The following is a 16,291-nucleotide window of genomic DNA, read 5'->3' on the forward strand; positions in this document are numbered from 1 at the left end:
TCCAGATCGACGGCCTGTCCGCCCCGCTGCTGAACTGGATGGTCCTGGCCGGCAACCTGCCGAACCTCGGCGGCTGGATCCGGGACGGCAACCACTCGCTGCAGACCTGGCACACCGGCGTCCCGGCGACCACGCCCGCGAGCCAGGCCGGCATCCTGCACGGCGGCTCGAAGCACATCCCGGCGTTCCGGTGGTACGAGAAGGAGACCGGCCGGGTGATGGTCACGAACCGGGCCCGGGACGCGGCGGAGATCGAGGCCCGGATGTCGACCGGGCGCGGGCTGCTCGCCGACGGCGGCGTCAGCATCAGCAACAACTGGTCCGGCGACGCCGACAAGTGCGAGCTGGTGTTCAGCCGGGCCGCCCTGCCGAACAGCCGCAGCCGCGGGTACGTCCGGTTCTTCTCCAGCCCGCAGGGTGCCGCCCGCGGCCTGGTCCTGTGCATCGCGGAGATGATCAAGGAGCTGCACCAGGCCCGCCGGCAACGGGTCCGGCATCTGGTCCCGCGGGTGAAGCGCGGCGGCGGGTACATCTTCCTGCGCGCGATCACCAACGTCCTGCTCCGCGACCTGAACGTCTCGCTGATCACCGACGAGCTGGTCAGGGGCACGCCGGTGATCTACTGCGACTTCGTCGACTACGACGAGGTCGCGCACCACGCCGGCCCGACCCGCGCCGAGTCGCTGCAGACCCTGGAGGGCCTGGACCGGGTGCTCGGCGCGCTGCAGCGGATCATCGACATCCTGCCGCACTCGTACGAGATCGTCGTACTGTCCGACCACGGCCAGAGCCAGGGCTCGACCTTCCTGCAGCGGTACGGGCGGACCCTCGCGGAGGTGGTCGACGACCTGGTCGACACCACCAAGGAGCCGGTCCAGGCGGTCGGCAAGTCCGAGGGCTGGGGCCCGGTGAACGCCTTCCTCACCGAGCTCACGATGCGCCGCAGCGTCGCCGCGTCCGTGACCCGGAAGGCGCTGCACGTGAAGACCGGCGAGGTCGAGCTCGGCCCGAAGGATTGCGAGCCGCAGGTCGCCCCCGACGAGCAGATGGTGGTCACCGCGTCCGGCAACCTCGCGCTGATCTACCTGGCGACGACGCCTGGCCGGGTGCCGCTGGAGGAGATCGAGCTGCTGCACCCGAAGCTGATCCCGGGCCTCGCGACCCACCCCGGGATCGGGTTCGTGGTGGTCGACTCGCTGGCCGAGGGACCGGTCGCGATCGGCCGGGCGGGCGTCCGGGTGCTGCGCACCGGGCGGGTCGAGGGCGAGGACCCGTTGACGCCGTACGGCGAACTCGCGGCCGCGTCGATGCTCCGGCAGGCGGGGATGCCGCACAACGGGGACCTCGTCGTGGTCAGCCGGCTGGACGACTACACCCACGAGGTGGCGGCGTTCGAGGAACTGGTCGGATGCCACGGCGGGATCGGCGGCTGGCAGACCGAGGCGGTGCTGGTGCACCCGAGCCGCTGGGTGCTCGACGAGCCTCCCGTAGGCTCGGACGCGGTACACGAGGTGCTGATCGGCTGGCTGGAGAAGCTGGGGCAGCGCAAGGACCAGCGGGAACCGGTCGAGTCGAAGGTGGAGGCCTGAAGCGTGCGAGTCAGATGCGAGTGACGTGGTGGGGGCATGCCACCACCACGATCGAGGCGAACGGCACGCGGCTCCTCACCGACCCGGTACTGACCCAGCGGATCGCGCACCTGCGCCGCCGCCGCGGCCCGGCGCCGTTGCCGGAGGCGGGGGACTGCGACGCGGTCCTGGTGTCGCACCTGCACGCCGACCACCTGCATCTGACGTCGCTGCCGTTTATCTCGCCGGAGGCTGCGCTGGTGGTGCCGCGCGGTGCCGCGAAGCTGATCCACGCCGACGGTGGTCCGCTGTACTCGGACCGCTGCATCGAGGTTGCCCCCGGCAACCAGCTCAAGATCGGCTCGCTGGAGATCAGCGTCGTCACGGCCCATCACGACGGCCGCCGGCTGCCCTGGTCGGCGTACTCCGCGCCCGCGGTCGGGTACCGGATCGACAGCTCGCCGAGCGCCTGGTTCGCCGGGGACACCGATCTGTACGACGGTCTCGCGGCCGAGGCCGGGCCGGTGGATCTCGCGCTGGTGCCGGTCGGCGGCTGGGGTCCGTCGCTCGGTCCCGGTCACCTGGATCCGGTGCGCGCCGCGGAGGCGGTGCGGCGGGTCGGTGCGACGACCGCGGTGCCGGTACATTTCGGGACGTTCTGGCCGATCGGGTGTGACTGGATCAAGCCGGAGCTGTTCCTGCCGCCGGGGGAGAGGTTCAAGACCGCGATGACCGACGTCGACCCCGCGGTGAAGGTCGAGGTCCTGACCCCGGGCGGCTCGCTCGTGGTGCCCGCATGAGCGGAGACGCAACCTTCGATCTTTGGTATTTGTTCGCGTTGGCCGGGGCCGTTCTGATCGGGGCGGTGCTGCCCGTGCTGCCGACGGGTGCCGCGGTGTCGGCGGGCGCCGTACTGGCGTCGCACGGTCACCCGATCGGGCTGGTCGGTGTGCTGATCGCGGGCGCGGCCGGGGCGTACGTCGGCGACCTGATCGTGTACGCCGGGTGCCGGTTCGGCGGGGAGCGGCTGGCGAAGCGGATCGGCTGGTTGCGGGACAACGCCTCGCTCGAGGCGCTCAAGGACCGGCTCGCCGAGCACGAGATCGGCGTACTGCTCACATCCCGGCTGATCCCGGGCGGCCGGGTCCCGGTGCTGCTCGCCGCGGGCCTCGCCGGGTACCGGTGGGAGCGGTTCGCGCTCGTCGACCTGACCGCGTCGTCGCTGTGGGCGGCCGTCTACATGGCGATCGGGCTGCTCGGCTACGCGCTCTTCCCCGAGCCGTGGCAGGGCGTGCTGGCGGCGATCGTGCTGGTCATTCTCACCACCGTCGTGAGCAGTCTGATCCAGCGCGCCCGCCGGCGGTCACAGCGCTCGAAATCACAGGCCGAATGACGCGTTGCGGAGCCGCTCCACAGCCTCCGCCTCGCCGTCCAGCTGTACGTCGGCCACTGCCTGCCGCCCGCTGCAGAACAGCACCAGCTCCGCGGGCTCGCCGCTGACGGTCACTGAGCCGAGGTCGGTGGGCTGCTTCGCGACGACCGACGTACCGTCCGGCCGCGCCAGCACCAGGCCGGTCGGCGACTTCCGGGTCATCGACTTCGCCGCCAGCCGGAGCCCTTTCCACAGGCCTTCCTGCTGATCGGCCGGCAGGATACGGACGTCGTACGACGGCTGGGCGCGGCGGACGTCCTCGTGGTGGATGAAGTACTCCGACGTGTTGATCTGGGCACCGAGCTTCGGGACCGCGAACAGCGAGACGCGGGGCGGGCCGTTGCGGACCTTGCCGACCACCTCGGCGAAGCCGTACCGGTCCTTGACCCGCTGCATCCGGCGCGCGGTGGTGTCCGCGAACGCCGAGATCATCAGCCCGGGACCGGCCATCGGGTCCGCTTCCCGGACGTACAGGTGGACCGCGAGGTCGTAGGCGTCCCAGCCCTCACAGAGCGTCGGCGCCGCAGGCCCGACCTCGTCGAACAGATCACACAGTGCGAGTCGCTCTACCCGGCTGTAGTCGGTCACATATCCGATCGTAGTTGCCGGATGCGGGTGGCAGAATGTCATTCGTTGTCATGCCTGTGTCCCGCTTATGCACCTGACTGCCCTGGAGTCTGTTTTGCGTGTCCCGAAAGTCCCAGACAAGGGCAGTGTCACCCGCAGAGGTTTCGGGGTGCTGCGGGTCGCAATCTGGGAGGAGCCGGGCATCTTCGCGCTGTCCGTGCTCGCCAGCATGCTGTACGGCGCGATGACCGTGGCCGGCGGCTGGGCGCTCGGCTGGTCCACCGACCACCTGATCCGCCCGGCGTTCGAGCGCGGTGACGTCAGCGGCGGCACGATCGCGGCGCTGATCTCGCTGTTCATCGGGATCGCGATCCTGAACGCGATCGGCGTCGTCGGGCGCCGGCTCGGGGCCGGGGTGATGCAGTTCCGGCTGCAGGCGACGTACCGCCGCCGGGTCACCCGGCAGTACCTGAAGCTCCCGCTCGAGTGGCACCACCAGCACTCCACCGGCATGCTGCTGTCGAACGCGAACGCCGACGTGGAGTCGACCTGGTTCGTGATCGCGCCGCTGCCGATGGCGATCGGCGTGATCGCGATGCTGGTGTTCGCGACCGTCGCGATGTTCGCCGCCGACGTGTGGCTGGCGCTGGTCGGCTGCCTGGTGTTCCCATTGGTGTTCGTCGCGAACGTGTTCTTCCAGCGGTACCTGCAGCCGCTCGCGACCCGGGCGCAGCAGCTCCGCGCGGACGTCTCCGAGGTGGCGCACGAGTCCTTCGACGGCGCGCTGGTGGTGAAGACGCTGGGCCGGGAGGCGGCCGAGACCGAGCGCTTCCGGGCGCCGACGTACGCGCTCCGGGACGCGAACATCGCGGTGAACAAGGCCCGCGGCCTGTTCGACCCGGTGATCGACGGCCTGCCGCGGCTCGGCGTGCTCGCGGTGCTGCTGGTCGGCGTCGGGCGGGTGCGGTCCGGCGGCGCGGACGCGGGTGACGTGGTCCAGGTGGCGTTCCTGTTCACGCTGATCGGGTTCCCGATCCGGGCGCTCGGCTGGGTGCTCGGCGAGCTCCCGCGGTCGGTCGTCGGCTGGGACCGGGTGCAGCGGGTGCTGACCGCCGAGGGCGGCATGGAGTACGGCGAGGCGCGGCTGACCTCGGCGAAGGCGGCCCGGCTGCAGGTGGCCGGCGTGCGGTTCGGGTACCTCCCGGAGCGCGACGTACTCGCCGGCGTGGACTTCACCGTCGAGCCCGGCCGGACCGTCGCGGTCGTCGGACCGACCGGGTCCGGGAAGTCGACGATGACCACGCTGCTGACCCGGCTGGTCGACCCGGAGCAGGGCGCGGTGAAGATCGACGGCATCGACCTGCGCGAGCTGGCCCGCGACGAGCTGGCCGGATCGGTCGCGCTGGTCGCGCAGACCGCGTTCCTGTTCGACGGCACGATCCGCGGCAACATCACGCTCGGCGGCGACTACACCGACGAGGACGTGTGGGACGCGCTGCGGATCGCCCAGGGCGACAGCTTCGTGAAGGCACTGGCGGACGGCCTGGACACCAAGGTCGGCGAGCGCGGTACGTCGTTGTCCGGCGGGCAGCGGCAGCGGATCGCGCTGGCCCGCGCGCTGGTCCGGCGGCCGCGGCTGCTGATCCTCGACGACGCGACGAGCGCGGTCGACCCGCAGGTGGAGGCGCGGATCCTGGCCGGGCTGCGCACCGCCGTACAGGCTGACGCCGGGTCGGCCACCACCGTGCTGGTGATCGCGTACCGGAAGGCGACGATCTCGCTCGCCGACGAGGTGCTGTTCCTGGACGCGGGCCGGATCCAGGCGCACGGCTCGCATACCGAACTGCAGGCCTCCACCCCCGCGTACCGGGACCTGGTGGACGCGTACGAGAAGGACGCCGAGCGTCGCGAGGAAGAAGAAGAAGAGGTCTCAGCGTGAGTGCGGCGGAAGCCAGTCGGCTCGATCACGGCGACAACGCGGGCGGGCTGCAGACCCTGAAGGAGGGGCTGAAGGTCTCGCCCGAGCTGGCGCGCGGGTGGTGGCTGACCGGGATTCTCGCGCTGACCATGACGGCCGGGCGGATCGTCGTACCGATCGCCGTCCAGCAGACCATCGACAAGGGCCTGTCCGGCCCGAACGGCCCGAACATGTCGTACGTCGCGTGGATGTGCCTGGTCTGTGCGGTCGGCGTGATCCTCACCGCGGGCGCGTCGTACCTGACGACCGTGCGGCTCGCCGTCAACTCCGAGCACGGGCTCGCGACGATGCGGATCAAGGCGTTCCGGCATGTGCACGACCTGCCGGTGCTGACCCAGAGCACCGAGCGCCGCGGCGCGTTGGTCAGCCGGGTCACGTCGGACGTCGACACGGTGTCGCAGTTCCTGCAGTTCGGCGGGTTCATCTTCCTGGTCAGCCTCGGGCAGATGTTCCTCGCGACGATCGTGATGTTCTTCTACTCCTGGCAGCTCGCGCTGGTGGTGCTGGTCTGCTTCGTCCCGCTGTTCGGCAGCCTGAAGTACCTGCAGCGCGCGATGTCGGCGGCGTACGGCGTGGTCCGGGCGAAGGTCGGCGAGATGCTGTCCGCGATCGCGGAGCCGGTGGTCGGCGCCCAGGTGGTCCGCTCGTACGCGATCGAACGGCGCACCCAGGAGCGGATCGACGCCTCGATCGAGGACTACCGCAAGACCGCGACCAAGGCGCAGGCGATCACCGGTGTGACGTTCTCGATCGGCGGTCTCGCGGCCGGGCTGGCGAACGCCGGCGTACTGACGGTCGGCGTGCTGCTCGGTGTGGACAAGCAGGCGACGCTGGGTGAGCTGCTCGCGTTCATGTTCCTGGTCGCGCTGTTCTCGGATCCGGTGCAGATCGCGACGCAGGTGCTGACCGACGCCCAGAGCGCGTTCGCCGGCTGGCGGCGGGTGCTCGGCGTGATCGCCACGCCGGCCGACGTCGCGGACCCGGGCGAGGACGGCGTACGGCAGGCGCGCGGGCCGATCACGGTGGAGTTCGACGACGTGAACTTCGCGTACCCGGAGGGCGAGCTGGTGCTGCGGGACGTCGGCGTCCGGATCGAGCCGCGGCGCCGGGTCGCGGTCGTGGGGGAGACCGGCTCCGGCAAGACGACGTTCGCGAAGCTGCTCACCCGGCTGATGGACCCGACCTCCGGGGCGGTCCGGCTGGACGGCGTGGACGCGCGGGAGATCTCGTTCGACTCGCTGCGGGAGCGGGTCGTGATGGTGCCGCAGGACGGGTACCTGTTCGACGCGTCACTGGCCGACAACGTGCGGTTCGGAAGGCCGGAGGTGACGGACGCGGAGCTGCTGACCGCGTTCGAGTCGCTCGGGCTCACGGACTGGCTGGAATCGCTGCCGGACGGGCTGGACTCACCGGTCGGTCAGCGCGGCGAATCACTGTCCGCGGGAGAGCGGCAGCTGGTCGCACTGGTCCGGGCGAACATCGCCGACCCGGATCTGCTGGTGCTCGACGAGGCCACGTCGGCGGTCGACCCTGGGACCGAGGTGCGGGTGAACGCGGCGCTCGAGCGGCTGATGGCCGGCCGGACGTCGGTGACGATCGCGCACCGGCTGTCGACGGCCGAGGCCGCCGACGAAGTGCTGGTCTTCGACGAGGGCGTTGTCGTGGAAAGGGGCCCGCACGCGCAGCTAGTGGCGGCGGGCGGCGTCTACTCGCGCCTGCACGACAGTTGGATCGCGCAGCGCGACGTACCGAAGAACGGGTAGTCCCTCCCCGCCGGGAGCCGTGGCCACGCTCGGCGTGAGCTCCCGGCGGGCGAGGACGGTCAGTACTACCCGTTCTTCGGTACGGCACTCACTGGGTCGGTGCAGCTCCGTTGCTCGGGCCCGGTTGCGGCACCAGCAGGAACTCCACCCCGCCCTTGTCGTCCACCGCAGCGTCCAGGATCTTGTCGTCGAGGGCGTTCGCGGCGTTGTGCTCGAGGAAGACCCGCGCACCCGCCTCCTCGACGACCTGGTCTCCCGGCTGCGGAGCCTCGGTCGTTGTCACCGCGAGCGCCGGATCCGCCGGGTTCTCCTGCGAGATCCGCACCCCGGCTCCGTCCGGCGCGCCCTCGACCCCGGTGATGCTCTTGATCACCAGCGTCGCGTTCTCAGTCAGGGTCAGCACAGCCCACTCCATCCGTCGGTTGTCATAGCTCCCGCCCCGTGCCCGCCCGCCAGAATCACAAACGTGTGTGCGGACTGTCGGTCGAATGGTGTGTGATCGGGGGCATGGCGATCGAGTTGAGTACGGCAGGGACCGACGAGCTGGACACCGTGGTGGCGGTGCTGCGGGACTGGGCGCGCGAGAACGTGCCGCTGCAACTGCACCCGGGGGATCTCGGGTGGTTCTGGCGGTTCGGGATCGAGCGGACCGCGGCGGCGACCCGGATCTGGCGGCGGGACGGGGAGATCGTCGCGATCGGGATGCTCGACGAGCCGGACTGGGTCCGGACGGCGATCGCGCCGGACGCGCAGCGCGACGAGGAGCTCGCGCAGCGGATCGTGGCGGACGTCACGGACCCGCCACCGGCGTACTGATCGAGGGCAAGGTGTACGTCGAGACGCCGATGGGCGCGCTGGTCCAGGACCTGCTGTTCAAGGACGGCTGGAACGCGGACGCCCCGTGGGTCCCGGTCCGCCGCGACCTGACCGGCCCGGTGCCGGACCCGGGCGCCCGGGTGGACGTGATCGGCGCGGAGGAGGCGCACGAGCGGACCGCCGTACAGCGGGCGTCGTTCACCGGGTCGACGTTCACGAACGAGCGCTGGTTCGCGATGTCCGACGGCCTGCCGTACGCCGACGCCCGCTGCCTGGTGCTGCGCAACGGCATCGGTGAGTCGGTGGCGGCGGCGACCGTGTGGTCGGCCGGCGCGGGACGCCCGGGCTACATCGAGCCGATGGGCGTCCACAACCTGCACCGCGGCCGCGGGTACGGCACCGCGATGGTGCTCGCCTGCGCGCGGGCCCTGCAGGAGCTGGGCTCGTCCAGCATCTACACGGTCACGCCGGCCACCAACGTCGGCGCGATCGCGACGTACCAGGCCGCGGGTCTCGAGCCCCTCGCCGAGATCCGCGCCCAGTACCGGGAGGCCTAGGGAGTCCTAGGGAGGCCTAGGGAGTCCTAGACAGCCACGTCGTCCGCGGCCCGGAGCACGCGGAGGATGTTGCCCCCGGCAAGCTTGCCGAGGTCCTCGTCGCTCCAGCCGCGGTCGGCCAGCGCCGTGAACAGCACCGGGTACGACGCCACGTCCGGCAGCTCCACCGGGAAGTCCGGGCAGCCGTCGTAGTCGCCGCCGACCCCGATGTGGTCGATCCCGGCCACCTCCCGGACGTGCTCGACATGAGCGACCACGTCCGCCAGCGTTGCCCGGGGCCGCTCCCGGCCGACCAGCTCCTCGACCTGTGCGCGGTGCTCGGCGCCGTACACGTTCAGGCCGGCCTCCTTCGCCTTGGCCTGCGCGTCGGCGACCCAGTCGGCGTACGCCTGGGACACGAACATCGGCACGAAGGTGACCATGCAGACGCCGTCGTTGCCGGCCAGCGTCTCCAGCACGTCGTCGGGCGCGTTCCGCGGTACATCGCAGACCGCGCGCGCCGAGGAATGGCTGAAGATCACCGGCGCGCTCGTCACCCGGAGCGCGTGCCGCATGGTGTCCGCGGAGACGTGCGAGAGGTCGACCAGCATGCCGATCCGGTTCATCTCCCGGACCACCTGCTCGCCGAACTCGTTCAGCCCGCCGAGGACCGGCTCGTCGGTCGCGGAGTCCGCCCAGGACACGTTGTCGTTGTGCGTCAGCGTCATGTACCGGACGCCGAGCGCCCGCATCACCCGGAGCACGCCGAGCGACTCACCGATCGAGTGGCCGCCTTCCATCCCCGTCAGCGACGCGACCCGGCCGGCTTTGATCGCGGCCTCCACGTCGTCGGCGGTGTCCGCGAGCTGCAGGTCGTCCGGGAACCGCTGCACCAGCCGCCGGACGAAGTCCAGCTGCTCGAAGGTCCGCCGTACGGCGTGCTCGTCCTGCGGCACCCACAGCGACCAGAACTGGCCGCCCACGTGCCCGGTCCGCAGCCGCGGCAGGTCCGTGTTCAGCTGCGGGACGGACCCGGCGAGGTCGTGCGCGTCCAGGTCGTACCCGCACAACTCGTAGAACGCGATCGGCAGGTCGTTGTGCCCGTCGATCACCGGATGGTCCGCCAGCACCGCCTGAACCCGTGCCTCACTCGTCGTCATGAGGTCATCTTGTCAGCTACGGCGGCGCCGGAGTTCGTCGGCGCACACCGTTGTCGGGCCGTGACTTGTGATCAGCGACAATGGACGGGTGAACATCGACGAGTTGACCTTCGACGCGGCCGGGCTGATCCCGGCGGTGGTGCAGCAGTACGACACGCGCGAGGTCCTGATGGTCGGCTGGATGAACGCCGAGGCGGTGCGCCGTACCGCGGAGACCGGGCGCAGCACGTTCTGGTCGCGCAGCCGGCAGCAGTACTGGGTGAAGGGCGAGACCAGTGGCCACCGGCAGTTCGTGAAGCAGATCCTCGTCGACTGCGACGCGGACACGCTGCTGCTGCTCGTCGACCAGGAAGGCCCGGCCTGCCACACCGGCACCAGGAGCTGCTTCGAGCACGGGGAGATCAAGGCCCAATGAACAGCCCGGACGTCGAGACGTTCCGCGAGTACGCGAAGGACCGCCGGGTCATCCCGGTCACCCGCCGGCTGCTGGCCGACGCCGAGACGCCGATCGGGGTGTACGGCAAGCTGGCCGCCGAGCGCGAGGGCACGTTCCTGCTGGAGTCGGCGGAGAACGGCGGCGTCTGGTCGCGGTACTCGTTCATCGGGGTCCGCTCGGCGGCGACGCTGACCGAGCGCAACGGCGAGGCCGTCTGGACCGGCAACCCGCCGGTCGGCCTGCCGCAGACCGGCGACCCGCTGCAGGCGCTCCGCGAGACGCTGGAGATCCTGCACACCCCGCGGCTGCCGGGCCTGCCGCCGCTGACCGGCGGCATGGTCGGCTTCCTCGGGTACGACGCGGTCCGCCGGCTGGAGCGGTTGCCGGACACAACGACCGACGACCTCGGGCTGCCCGAGCTGACGTTCCTGTTCGCGACCGACCTGGCCGCCCTGGATCACGAGACCGGCGAGATCTGGCTGATCGCGAACGCGGTCAACTGGGACGACTCCGACGACCGCGTCGACGAGGCGTACGCGGACGCCGTCCGGCGGCTGGACGCGATGGAGCGGGACTTGGCCCGGCCGACCCCGTCGTACGTCGTGCGCGCCGACCGGCAGGCCGAGCCGGACCCGCACCGGCAGCGGTCGAGCGCGGAGTACCGGCAGGCCGTCGAGCACGCCAAGGAGGAGATCCGCGCGGGCGAGGCGTTCCAGATCGTGGTCTCGCAGCGGTTCGAGCTGCCGAGTACGGCGTCCGCGCTGGACATCTACCGGGTGCTCCGCCGGTCGAACCCGAGCCCTTACATGTACCTGGTCCGCCTGGACGGGTTCGACATCGTCGGGTCCAGCCCGGAGGCCCTGGTCAAGGTCACCGAGAACAAGGTGATCCTGCACCCGATCGCCGGCACCCGCCGCCGCGGCGCGACGCCCGAGGAGGACCACGCGCTGGAGGAGGAGCTGCGCGCGGACGCGAAGGAGCGCGCCGAGCACCTGATGCTGGTCGACCTCGGCCGCAACGACGTCGGCCGGGTCTGCGCGCCGGGCACCGTCGAGGTGGTCGACTTCATGGACGTCCGGCGGTACAGCCACGTGATGCACCTGGAGTCCACGGTCACCGGCCAGCTGGCGGCCGGCCGGACCGCGTTCGACGCGCTCACCGCGGCGTTCCCGGCCGGAACGTTGTCCGGGGCACCGAAACCGCGGGCGATGGAGATCATCGACAAGCTCGAGGTCACCCGGCGCGGGGTGTACGGCGGCGTGGTCGGCTACCTGGACTTCGCCGGTGACGCGGACACCGCGATCGCGATCCGGACCGCGGTGCTGCGCGGCGGGACGGCGTACGTGCAGGCCGGCGCCGGGATCGTCGCGGACTCGGACCCGGCCGCCGAGGACGCCGAGTGCCGGACCAAGGCGGCCGCCGTACTGAACGCGATCGCGGTCGCGGGAACGTTCAGCGAAGTATGAGGCGAGGATGAGATTCCAGCGGATCGTCGACCTGCTCGCCGTCGCGGCGCTCGCTCTGCTCGCGCTGTCGGGGTACCTCACCTGGGTGTCGGCCGACCCGGGCAACGGGCGCAAGGCGGTGGACTTCAACGGCTACACGATCACGAAGGCCCCGGTCACGCTCGCGCTGGCGGGGGTGGTCGCGGTGGTCGTCCTCAAGCTCGCCGGCACCGTGCTGCGCAGAGTGCTGGGCGGTCTGGTGGTGCTGCTCGGGATTGCGGCGATCGCCGTTTCCCTGGGTGTCCGGCCTGACGGCACGGAACTGAGCAGGCTGAGGCCTGAGCTGAGTGACGTGGTCGCCAACCAGGTGACCCTGACGCTGGGACCGGCGCCGTGGCTGGCGCTGACGGGCGGGATCGCGTTGGTCGCCGCGGGGCTGCTGGTCGTGCTGACGGCGCACCGGTGGCGGCGGGCTACGCAGCGGTACGAGCGTGATCCGGCCGCGACACCGGCCGATCAGTGGAAGGCGATCGACGCCGGGGAGGACCCCACTCTCTGATCGCGGCGGGCTACCGCCACAATAGGACGGGACGACGAGGAGGAGTGGCGCCAACTATGGACAATACGGTGGCGGATCAAGGGGCGAGTCGAGGAGCCGACCGGATCGTGGAGGAGGCTCCGCACGATCTGCACGGCAACAGCCCCGCGGCGTGGACCGCGGTGGCGATCGTGCTGGTCGCGTTCACGGTCGGTGCCATCGCGATGGTGCTCGGGCCGAACTGGGTGCTGTTCTGGATCTCTGTCGGCATCGCGGTGGTGGGTGCGCTGGCCGGCAAGGTGCTGCAGTTGCTCGGCTTCGGGGTCCCGACCGACGGCGACCACTGAGGAGCGGACAGACATGACTGTGCTTGACGACATTCTCGCCGGGGTCCGTGCGGACCTCGCGGAGCGCCAGGTGCGGGTCAGCCTGGACGACCTGAAGCTGGAGGCCCAGCGCAAGCCGGACGCCAAGGACCCGATGCCGGTGTTCCGCGGCGACGGGATCGCGGTGATCGCCGAGGTGAAGCGGTCCAGCCCGTCCAAGGGCGAGCTGGCCGAGATCACCGACCCGGCCGCGCTGGCCGGGGAGTACGAGCTGGGTGGTGCCGCGGCGATCTCGGTGCTCACCGAGGAGCGCCGGTTCAACGGCAGCCTGGACGACCTGCGCGCGGTCCGCGGCCGGGTGGACGTGCCCGTGCTGCGCAAGGACTTCGTGATCTCGTCGTACCAGCTCTGGGAGGCCCGGGCGGCCGGCGCCGACATGGTGCTGCTGATCGCGGCCGCGCTCGAGCAGGAGGCGCTGGTCTCGCTGATCGAGCGGGCTCACTCGATCGGCCTCTGCCCGCTGGTCGAGGTGCACGACGAGGAGGAGACGCGGCGTGCGGTGGACGCCGGCGCCCAGCTCATCGGCGTGAACAACCGGAACCTGAAGACCCTCGAGGTCGACCGGGACACCTTCGCGCGGGTGGCGCCGACGATCCCGACCGAGCTGGTCCGGGTGGCCGAGTCCGGCGTCCGCGGCCCGCATGATGTAATCGAGTTCGCGCGCGCCGGGGCCGATGTCGTCCTCGTCGGTGAGACCCTGGTGACCGGCCGCGATCCCCGCGCCTCGGTCGCCGACCTCGTCGCCGCCGGATCGCATCCCGCCATCCAGCAGCGGCACTAGCAATCCTCGGCCGGTCCAAACGGCACGGGGCAGAAACTCTCCCGTGCCGTCTGGGCCGGGCTTGGAAGGTTTTGTCGGATGAGTACTGTGCTGCCCGACCAGTTCGGGCACTTCGGCCGTTTCGGCGGCAGGTTCATGCCGGAGGCGCTGATCGCGCCGCTCGACGAGCTCACGCAGGCCTGGCGCGACGCCATGGCCGATCGTGAGTTCACGGGTGAGTTCGAGCGGATGCTGCGCGAGTACATCGGCGCCCCGAGCCTGCTGTACGACGCGACCCGGCTGTCGGACGTGGCCGGCGCGCGGATCCTGCTGAAGCGCGAGGACCTGAACCACACCGGCGCGCACAAGATCCGGAACGCGATCGGCCAGGCGCTGCTGACCAAGCGGATGGGCAAGCCGCGGGTGATCGCGGAGACCGGCGCCGGCCAGCACGGTGTCGCGACCGCGACCGCCTGCGCGTACCTCGGCCTCGAGTGCGTGGTCTACATGGGCGAGGTCGACACCGAGCGCCAGGCGCTGAACGTGGCCCGGATGAAGCTGCTCGGCGCCGAGGTGATCTCGGTCAAGACCGGCAGCCGGACGCTGAAGGACGCGATCAACGAGGCCCTGCGCGACTGGGTCGCCAGCGTGGACAAGACGCACTACATCCTCGGTACGGCGGCCGGTTCGCACCCGTTCCCGGCGATGGTCCGGGACTTCGTTCGCGGGATCGGCGACGAGGCCCGGGAGCAGATCCTGGAGCTGACCGGGAAACTGCCGGACGCCGCGGTCGCGTCGGTCGGCGGCGGGTCGAACGCGATCGGCCTGTTCACCGCGTTCATCCCGGACGAGTCGGTCAAGCTGTACGGCATCGAGCCGGGCGGCGACGGGTTCGAGACCGGACGGCACGCGGCCACGATCACCGCCGGGCAGGTCGGCGTGCTGCACGGCGCGCGGTCGTTCCTGCTGCAGGACGACGACGGGCAGACGATCGAGTCGCACTCGATCTCGGCCGGGCTGGACTACCCGGGCGTCGGCCCGGAACACGCGTGGCTGGCCGAGACCGGGCGGGCGTCGTACCGGCCGATCACCGACGCCGAGGCGATGGACGCGTTCCAGCTGCTGTCCCGGACCGAGGGCATCATCCCGGCGATCGAGTCCGCGCACGCGGTCGCGGGCGCGCTGGACATCGCCCGCGAGTTGGGGCCGGAGGCAACCATTGTGGTGAACCTGTCCGGTCGCGGCGACAAGGACATGGACACGGCCGCGACCTGGTTCGGCCTGGCGGAGAAGGGATCCGGCGCATGAGCGAGCGCAGCGAGCGATCAGAAAGCAGAGCCGACATTGTCGCTCAGGCCGGAGCCGAGCGCAGCGAGGCGGAGGCATGAGCGATGTTGCCCTGGGCAAGGCCGGAGTCGCGATCCGCACGGCGAACGATGCCGGCCGCGGCGCCTTCATCGGCTACCTCCCGGCCGGCTACCCGACGTACGACGGCGCGCTCGACGGGCTGAAGGCGCTGGTCGACGGCGGTGCCGACGTACTCGAGCTCGGCCTGCCCTACAGCGACCCGGTGATGGACGGCGTCACGATCCAGCGGGCCACCGAGATCGCGCTCGCGGGCGGTCTGCGGACCCGTGACGTGCTCAGCACGGTCGAGAAGATCGCGGCGTACTCCGATGTCCCGGTGCTCGTGATGACGTACTGGAACCCGGTCGAGCGGTACGGCGTGGACCGGTTCGCCGCGGACTTCGCCGGGGCCGGGGGAGCGGGGCTGATCACGCCCGACCTGATCCCGGACGAGGGCGCGGAGTGGATCGCGGCCGCGGACAAACACGATCTGGACAAGGTGTTCCTGGTCTCGCCGTCGTCGACCGACGAGCGGATCGCGATGACCACGGCCGCCTGCCGCGGGTTCGTGTACGCGACCGCCGTGATGGGCGTCACCGGGGCGCGGGACAAGCCGTCGGACCTCGCGGCGCCGCTGGTGGCCCGGGTGCACGCGGCGACCGGCCTGCCGGTCGGTGTCGGCCTCGGCATCTCCAACGGTGACCAGGCAGGCGGTGTGACCGCGTTCGCGGACGCGGCGATCGTCGGCGCCGCCCTGGTCCGCGCGCTCGGCGACGGCGGCCCGGCCGCGGTCCGCACGCTCGCCGAGGACCTGGCCGCGGGTGTTCGCCGGGAACCACGCAACCCGTCCGATCGTTAGTAGATCCGTGACTCGAACCAGGAACGCCGTGCTGCTGTTGGCGGCGGTGGGTCTGATCGTCCTCGCGGGCTGCGGCGGCAGTCAGCAGAAGGCGGACAACCCGGGCGGAGCGATCATCCGCAGCAGCCAGGACCCGAACGGGTTGCGCGGTGCCACCCTGGACCGTCCGTACTCGATGCCCGCGGCCACGTTGACCGACACCAACGGGGACCCGTTCAACCTGGTCACGTCGACGAAGAAGCCGGTCACGCTGGTGTTCTTCGGGTACACGAACTGTCCGGACGTGTGCCCGACCGTGATGGCCGACGTCGCGTCCGCACTCACCAAGCTGGACAAGCCGGTGCAGGACCAGATCCAGATGCTGTTCGTCACCACCGACCCGGCCCGCGACACCGGGCCGGTGATCCGCAAGTACCTGGACCGCTTCAACCCGTCGTTCGTCGGGCTGACCGGTTCGCTGACCTCGATCAAGGACATCGCCAAGGCGGTCGGCGTACCGGTGGAAGGCATGCAGAAACTGCCCTCCGGCGGGTACGAGGTCGGTCACGGAGCGCAGGTCATCGGCTTCGGGAAGAACCACGAGGCGAACGTGATCTGGCTGTCGAACGCCGCGATCGGTGACCTGGCCCACGACTTCGGGAAGCTGGTGGAGGACAACCAGTGAAGCGGCGGGGCTGGTTCGGGTGGGTCTCGCTGGGGG

General features: G+C 70.9%; 18 protein-coding genes. 15 read left to right on the forward strand and 3 right to left on the reverse strand.

The annotated features are described in order from the left end of the window. From VFF46_RS39695 to VFF46_RS39705, 3 genes are all read left to right on the forward strand, one after another. On the forward strand, nucleotides 1-1,589 hold a 1,589-nt coding region (locus VFF46_RS39695; protein ID WP_325042442.1), incomplete at its 5' end, for an alkaline phosphatase family protein. Nucleotides 1,590-1,603: 14 nt separating this feature from the next. After that, nucleotides 1,604-2,368, forward strand: a complete 765-nt coding sequence (locus VFF46_RS39700; RefSeq protein ID WP_325042443.1) for an MBL fold metallo-hydrolase — start codon at nucleotides 1,604-1,606, stop codon at nucleotides 2,366-2,368. Beyond that, entirely contained in the window at nucleotides 2,365-2,961 is a 597-nt protein-coding gene (locus VFF46_RS39705) for a DedA family protein (protein ID WP_325042444.1), read from the forward strand. The genes VFF46_RS39700 and VFF46_RS39705 overlap by 4 nt, the downstream gene beginning before the upstream one ends. Here the strand turns inward: VFF46_RS39705 and VFF46_RS39710 are convergent. Beyond that, complete coding sequence (locus VFF46_RS39710; RefSeq protein WP_325042445.1) at nucleotides 2,947-3,588, reverse strand: TIGR03085 family metal-binding protein; 642 nt, start codon at nucleotides 3,586-3,588, stop codon at nucleotides 2,947-2,949. The two genes, VFF46_RS39705 and VFF46_RS39710, sit on opposite strands and share 15 nt — an antisense overlap. A gap of 148 nt (nucleotides 3,589-3,736) precedes the next feature. Between VFF46_RS39710 and VFF46_RS39715 the strand changes: the two genes are divergently transcribed. Further along, nucleotides 3,737-5,506: an ABC transporter ATP-binding protein gene (locus VFF46_RS39715; protein WP_325042446.1), complete on the forward strand. Its 1,770-nt coding sequence runs from the start codon at nucleotides 3,737-3,739 to the stop codon at nucleotides 5,504-5,506. Beyond that, the gene (locus tag VFF46_RS39720) at nucleotides 5,503-7,308 is read left to right on the forward strand and encodes an ABC transporter ATP-binding protein (protein ID WP_325042447.1); all 1,806 of its coding nucleotides are present in this window, start codon (nucleotides 5,503-5,505) and stop codon (nucleotides 7,306-7,308) included. Before VFF46_RS39715 ends, VFF46_RS39720 begins: the two co-directional genes overlap by 4 nt. A gap of 88 nt (nucleotides 7,309-7,396) precedes the next feature. On the opposite strand, the gene VFF46_RS39725 is transcribed toward VFF46_RS39720, so the two are convergent. After that, nucleotides 7,397-7,711: a Fe-S cluster assembly protein HesB gene (locus tag VFF46_RS39725; protein WP_325042448.1), complete on the reverse strand. Its 315-nt coding sequence runs from the start codon at nucleotides 7,709-7,711 to the stop codon at nucleotides 7,397-7,399. A gap of 104 nt (nucleotides 7,712-7,815) precedes the next feature. Here VFF46_RS39725 and VFF46_RS39730 point away from each other — a divergent pair, with 104 nt between their 5' ends. Together VFF46_RS39730 and VFF46_RS39735 are read left to right on the forward strand one after the other, a co-directional pair. Beyond that, nucleotides 7,816-8,124, forward strand: a complete 309-nt coding sequence (locus tag VFF46_RS39730) for a hypothetical protein (RefSeq protein ID WP_325042449.1) — start codon at nucleotides 7,816-7,818, stop codon at nucleotides 8,122-8,124. An 11-nt stretch (nucleotides 8,125-8,135) separates the two neighbouring features. Continuing rightward, a complete protein-coding gene (locus VFF46_RS39735; RefSeq protein WP_325042450.1) occupies nucleotides 8,136-8,681 on the forward strand; it encodes a GNAT family N-acetyltransferase in 546 nt (181 codons plus the stop codon). A gap of 26 nt (nucleotides 8,682-8,707) precedes the next feature. Here the strand turns inward: VFF46_RS39735 and VFF46_RS39740 are convergent, their stop codons facing one another. After that, entirely contained in the window at nucleotides 8,708-9,820 is a 1,113-nt protein-coding gene (locus VFF46_RS39740; protein ID WP_325042451.1) for a dipeptidase, read from the reverse strand. Between the two features lie 88 nt (nucleotides 9,821-9,908). Between VFF46_RS39740 and hisI the strand changes: the two genes are divergently transcribed. From hisI to VFF46_RS39780, 8 genes are all read left to right on the forward strand, one after another. Next, nucleotides 9,909-10,235 carry a phosphoribosyl-AMP cyclohydrolase gene (hisI, locus tag VFF46_RS39745; RefSeq protein ID WP_325042452.1) on the forward strand — a complete coding sequence of 109 codons (327 nt, stop codon included), beginning with the start codon at nucleotides 9,909-9,911 and terminating at the stop codon, nucleotides 10,233-10,235. After that, nucleotides 10,232-11,722: an anthranilate synthase component I gene (locus VFF46_RS39750; protein ID WP_325042453.1), complete on the forward strand. Its 1,491-nt coding sequence runs from the start codon at nucleotides 10,232-10,234 to the stop codon at nucleotides 11,720-11,722. Before hisI ends, VFF46_RS39750 begins: the two co-directional genes overlap by 4 nt. 7 nt (nucleotides 11,723-11,729) lie before the next feature. Next, complete coding sequence (locus VFF46_RS39755; protein ID WP_325042454.1) at nucleotides 11,730-12,260, forward strand: Trp biosynthesis-associated membrane protein; 531 nt, start codon at nucleotides 11,730-11,732, stop codon at nucleotides 12,258-12,260. A gap of 56 nt (nucleotides 12,261-12,316) precedes the next feature. Next, nucleotides 12,317-12,586 carry an HGxxPAAW family protein gene (locus tag VFF46_RS39760; RefSeq protein ID WP_325042455.1) on the forward strand — a complete coding sequence of 90 codons (270 nt, stop codon included), beginning with the start codon at nucleotides 12,317-12,319 and terminating at the stop codon, nucleotides 12,584-12,586. Nucleotides 12,587-12,599: 13 nt separating this feature from the next. Further along, the gene (gene trpC / locus VFF46_RS39765; RefSeq protein ID WP_325042456.1) at nucleotides 12,600-13,406 is read left to right on the forward strand and encodes an indole-3-glycerol phosphate synthase TrpC; all 807 of its coding nucleotides are present in this window, start codon (nucleotides 12,600-12,602) and stop codon (nucleotides 13,404-13,406) included. Between the two features lie 78 nt (nucleotides 13,407-13,484). Further along, nucleotides 13,485-14,693, forward strand: coding sequence for a tryptophan synthase subunit beta (gene trpB, locus VFF46_RS39770; protein WP_325042457.1), 1,209 nt, complete (start codon nucleotides 13,485-13,487; stop codon nucleotides 14,691-14,693). Nucleotides 14,694-14,769: 76 nt separating this feature from the next. Next, a complete protein-coding gene (gene trpA / locus VFF46_RS39775; RefSeq protein WP_325042458.1) occupies nucleotides 14,770-15,591 on the forward strand; it encodes a tryptophan synthase subunit alpha in 822 nt (273 codons plus the stop codon). Nucleotides 15,592-15,598: 7 nt separating this feature from the next. After that, nucleotides 15,599-16,255 (forward strand): SCO family protein, encoded by a 657-nt coding sequence (locus VFF46_RS39780; RefSeq protein WP_325042459.1) that lies wholly within the window; start codon nucleotides 15,599-15,601, stop codon nucleotides 16,253-16,255. Nucleotides 16,256-16,291: the final 36 nt, after the last annotated feature.

This window comes from Kribbella sp. (assembly GCF_035655035.1).
In the GTDB taxonomy this organism is placed as follows: domain Bacteria; phylum Actinomycetota; class Actinomycetes; order Propionibacteriales; family Kribbellaceae; genus Kribbella.

Coding starts and splice junctions, on each gene's coding strand:
- VFF46_RS39700 (WP_325042443.1), top strand. CDS start 1,604: ATGCGAGTGACGTGGTGGGGGCATGCCACCACCACGATCGAGGCGAAC.
- VFF46_RS39705 (WP_325042444.1), top strand. CDS start 2,365: ATGAGCGGAGACGCAACCTTCGATCTTTGGTATTTGTTCGCGTTGGCC.
- VFF46_RS39730 (WP_325042449.1), top strand. CDS start 7,816: ATGGCGATCGAGTTGAGTACGGCAGGGACCGACGAGCTGGACACCGTG.
- VFF46_RS39740 (WP_325042451.1), bottom strand. CDS start 9,820: ATGACGACGAGTGAGGCACGGGTTCAGGCGGTGCTGGCGGACCATCCG.
- VFF46_RS39750 (WP_325042453.1), top strand. CDS start 10,232: ATGAACAGCCCGGACGTCGAGACGTTCCGCGAGTACGCGAAGGACCGC.
- VFF46_RS39755 (WP_325042454.1), top strand. CDS start 11,730: ATGAGATTCCAGCGGATCGTCGACCTGCTCGCCGTCGCGGCGCTCGCT.
- VFF46_RS39760 (WP_325042455.1), top strand. CDS start 12,317: ATGGACAATACGGTGGCGGATCAAGGGGCGAGTCGAGGAGCCGACCGG.
- trpC (WP_325042456.1), top strand. CDS start 12,600: ATGACTGTGCTTGACGACATTCTCGCCGGGGTCCGTGCGGACCTCGCG.
- trpB (WP_325042457.1), top strand. CDS start 13,485: ATGAGTACTGTGCTGCCCGACCAGTTCGGGCACTTCGGCCGTTTCGGC.
- trpA (WP_325042458.1), top strand. CDS start 14,770: ATGAGCGATGTTGCCCTGGGCAAGGCCGGAGTCGCGATCCGCACGGCG.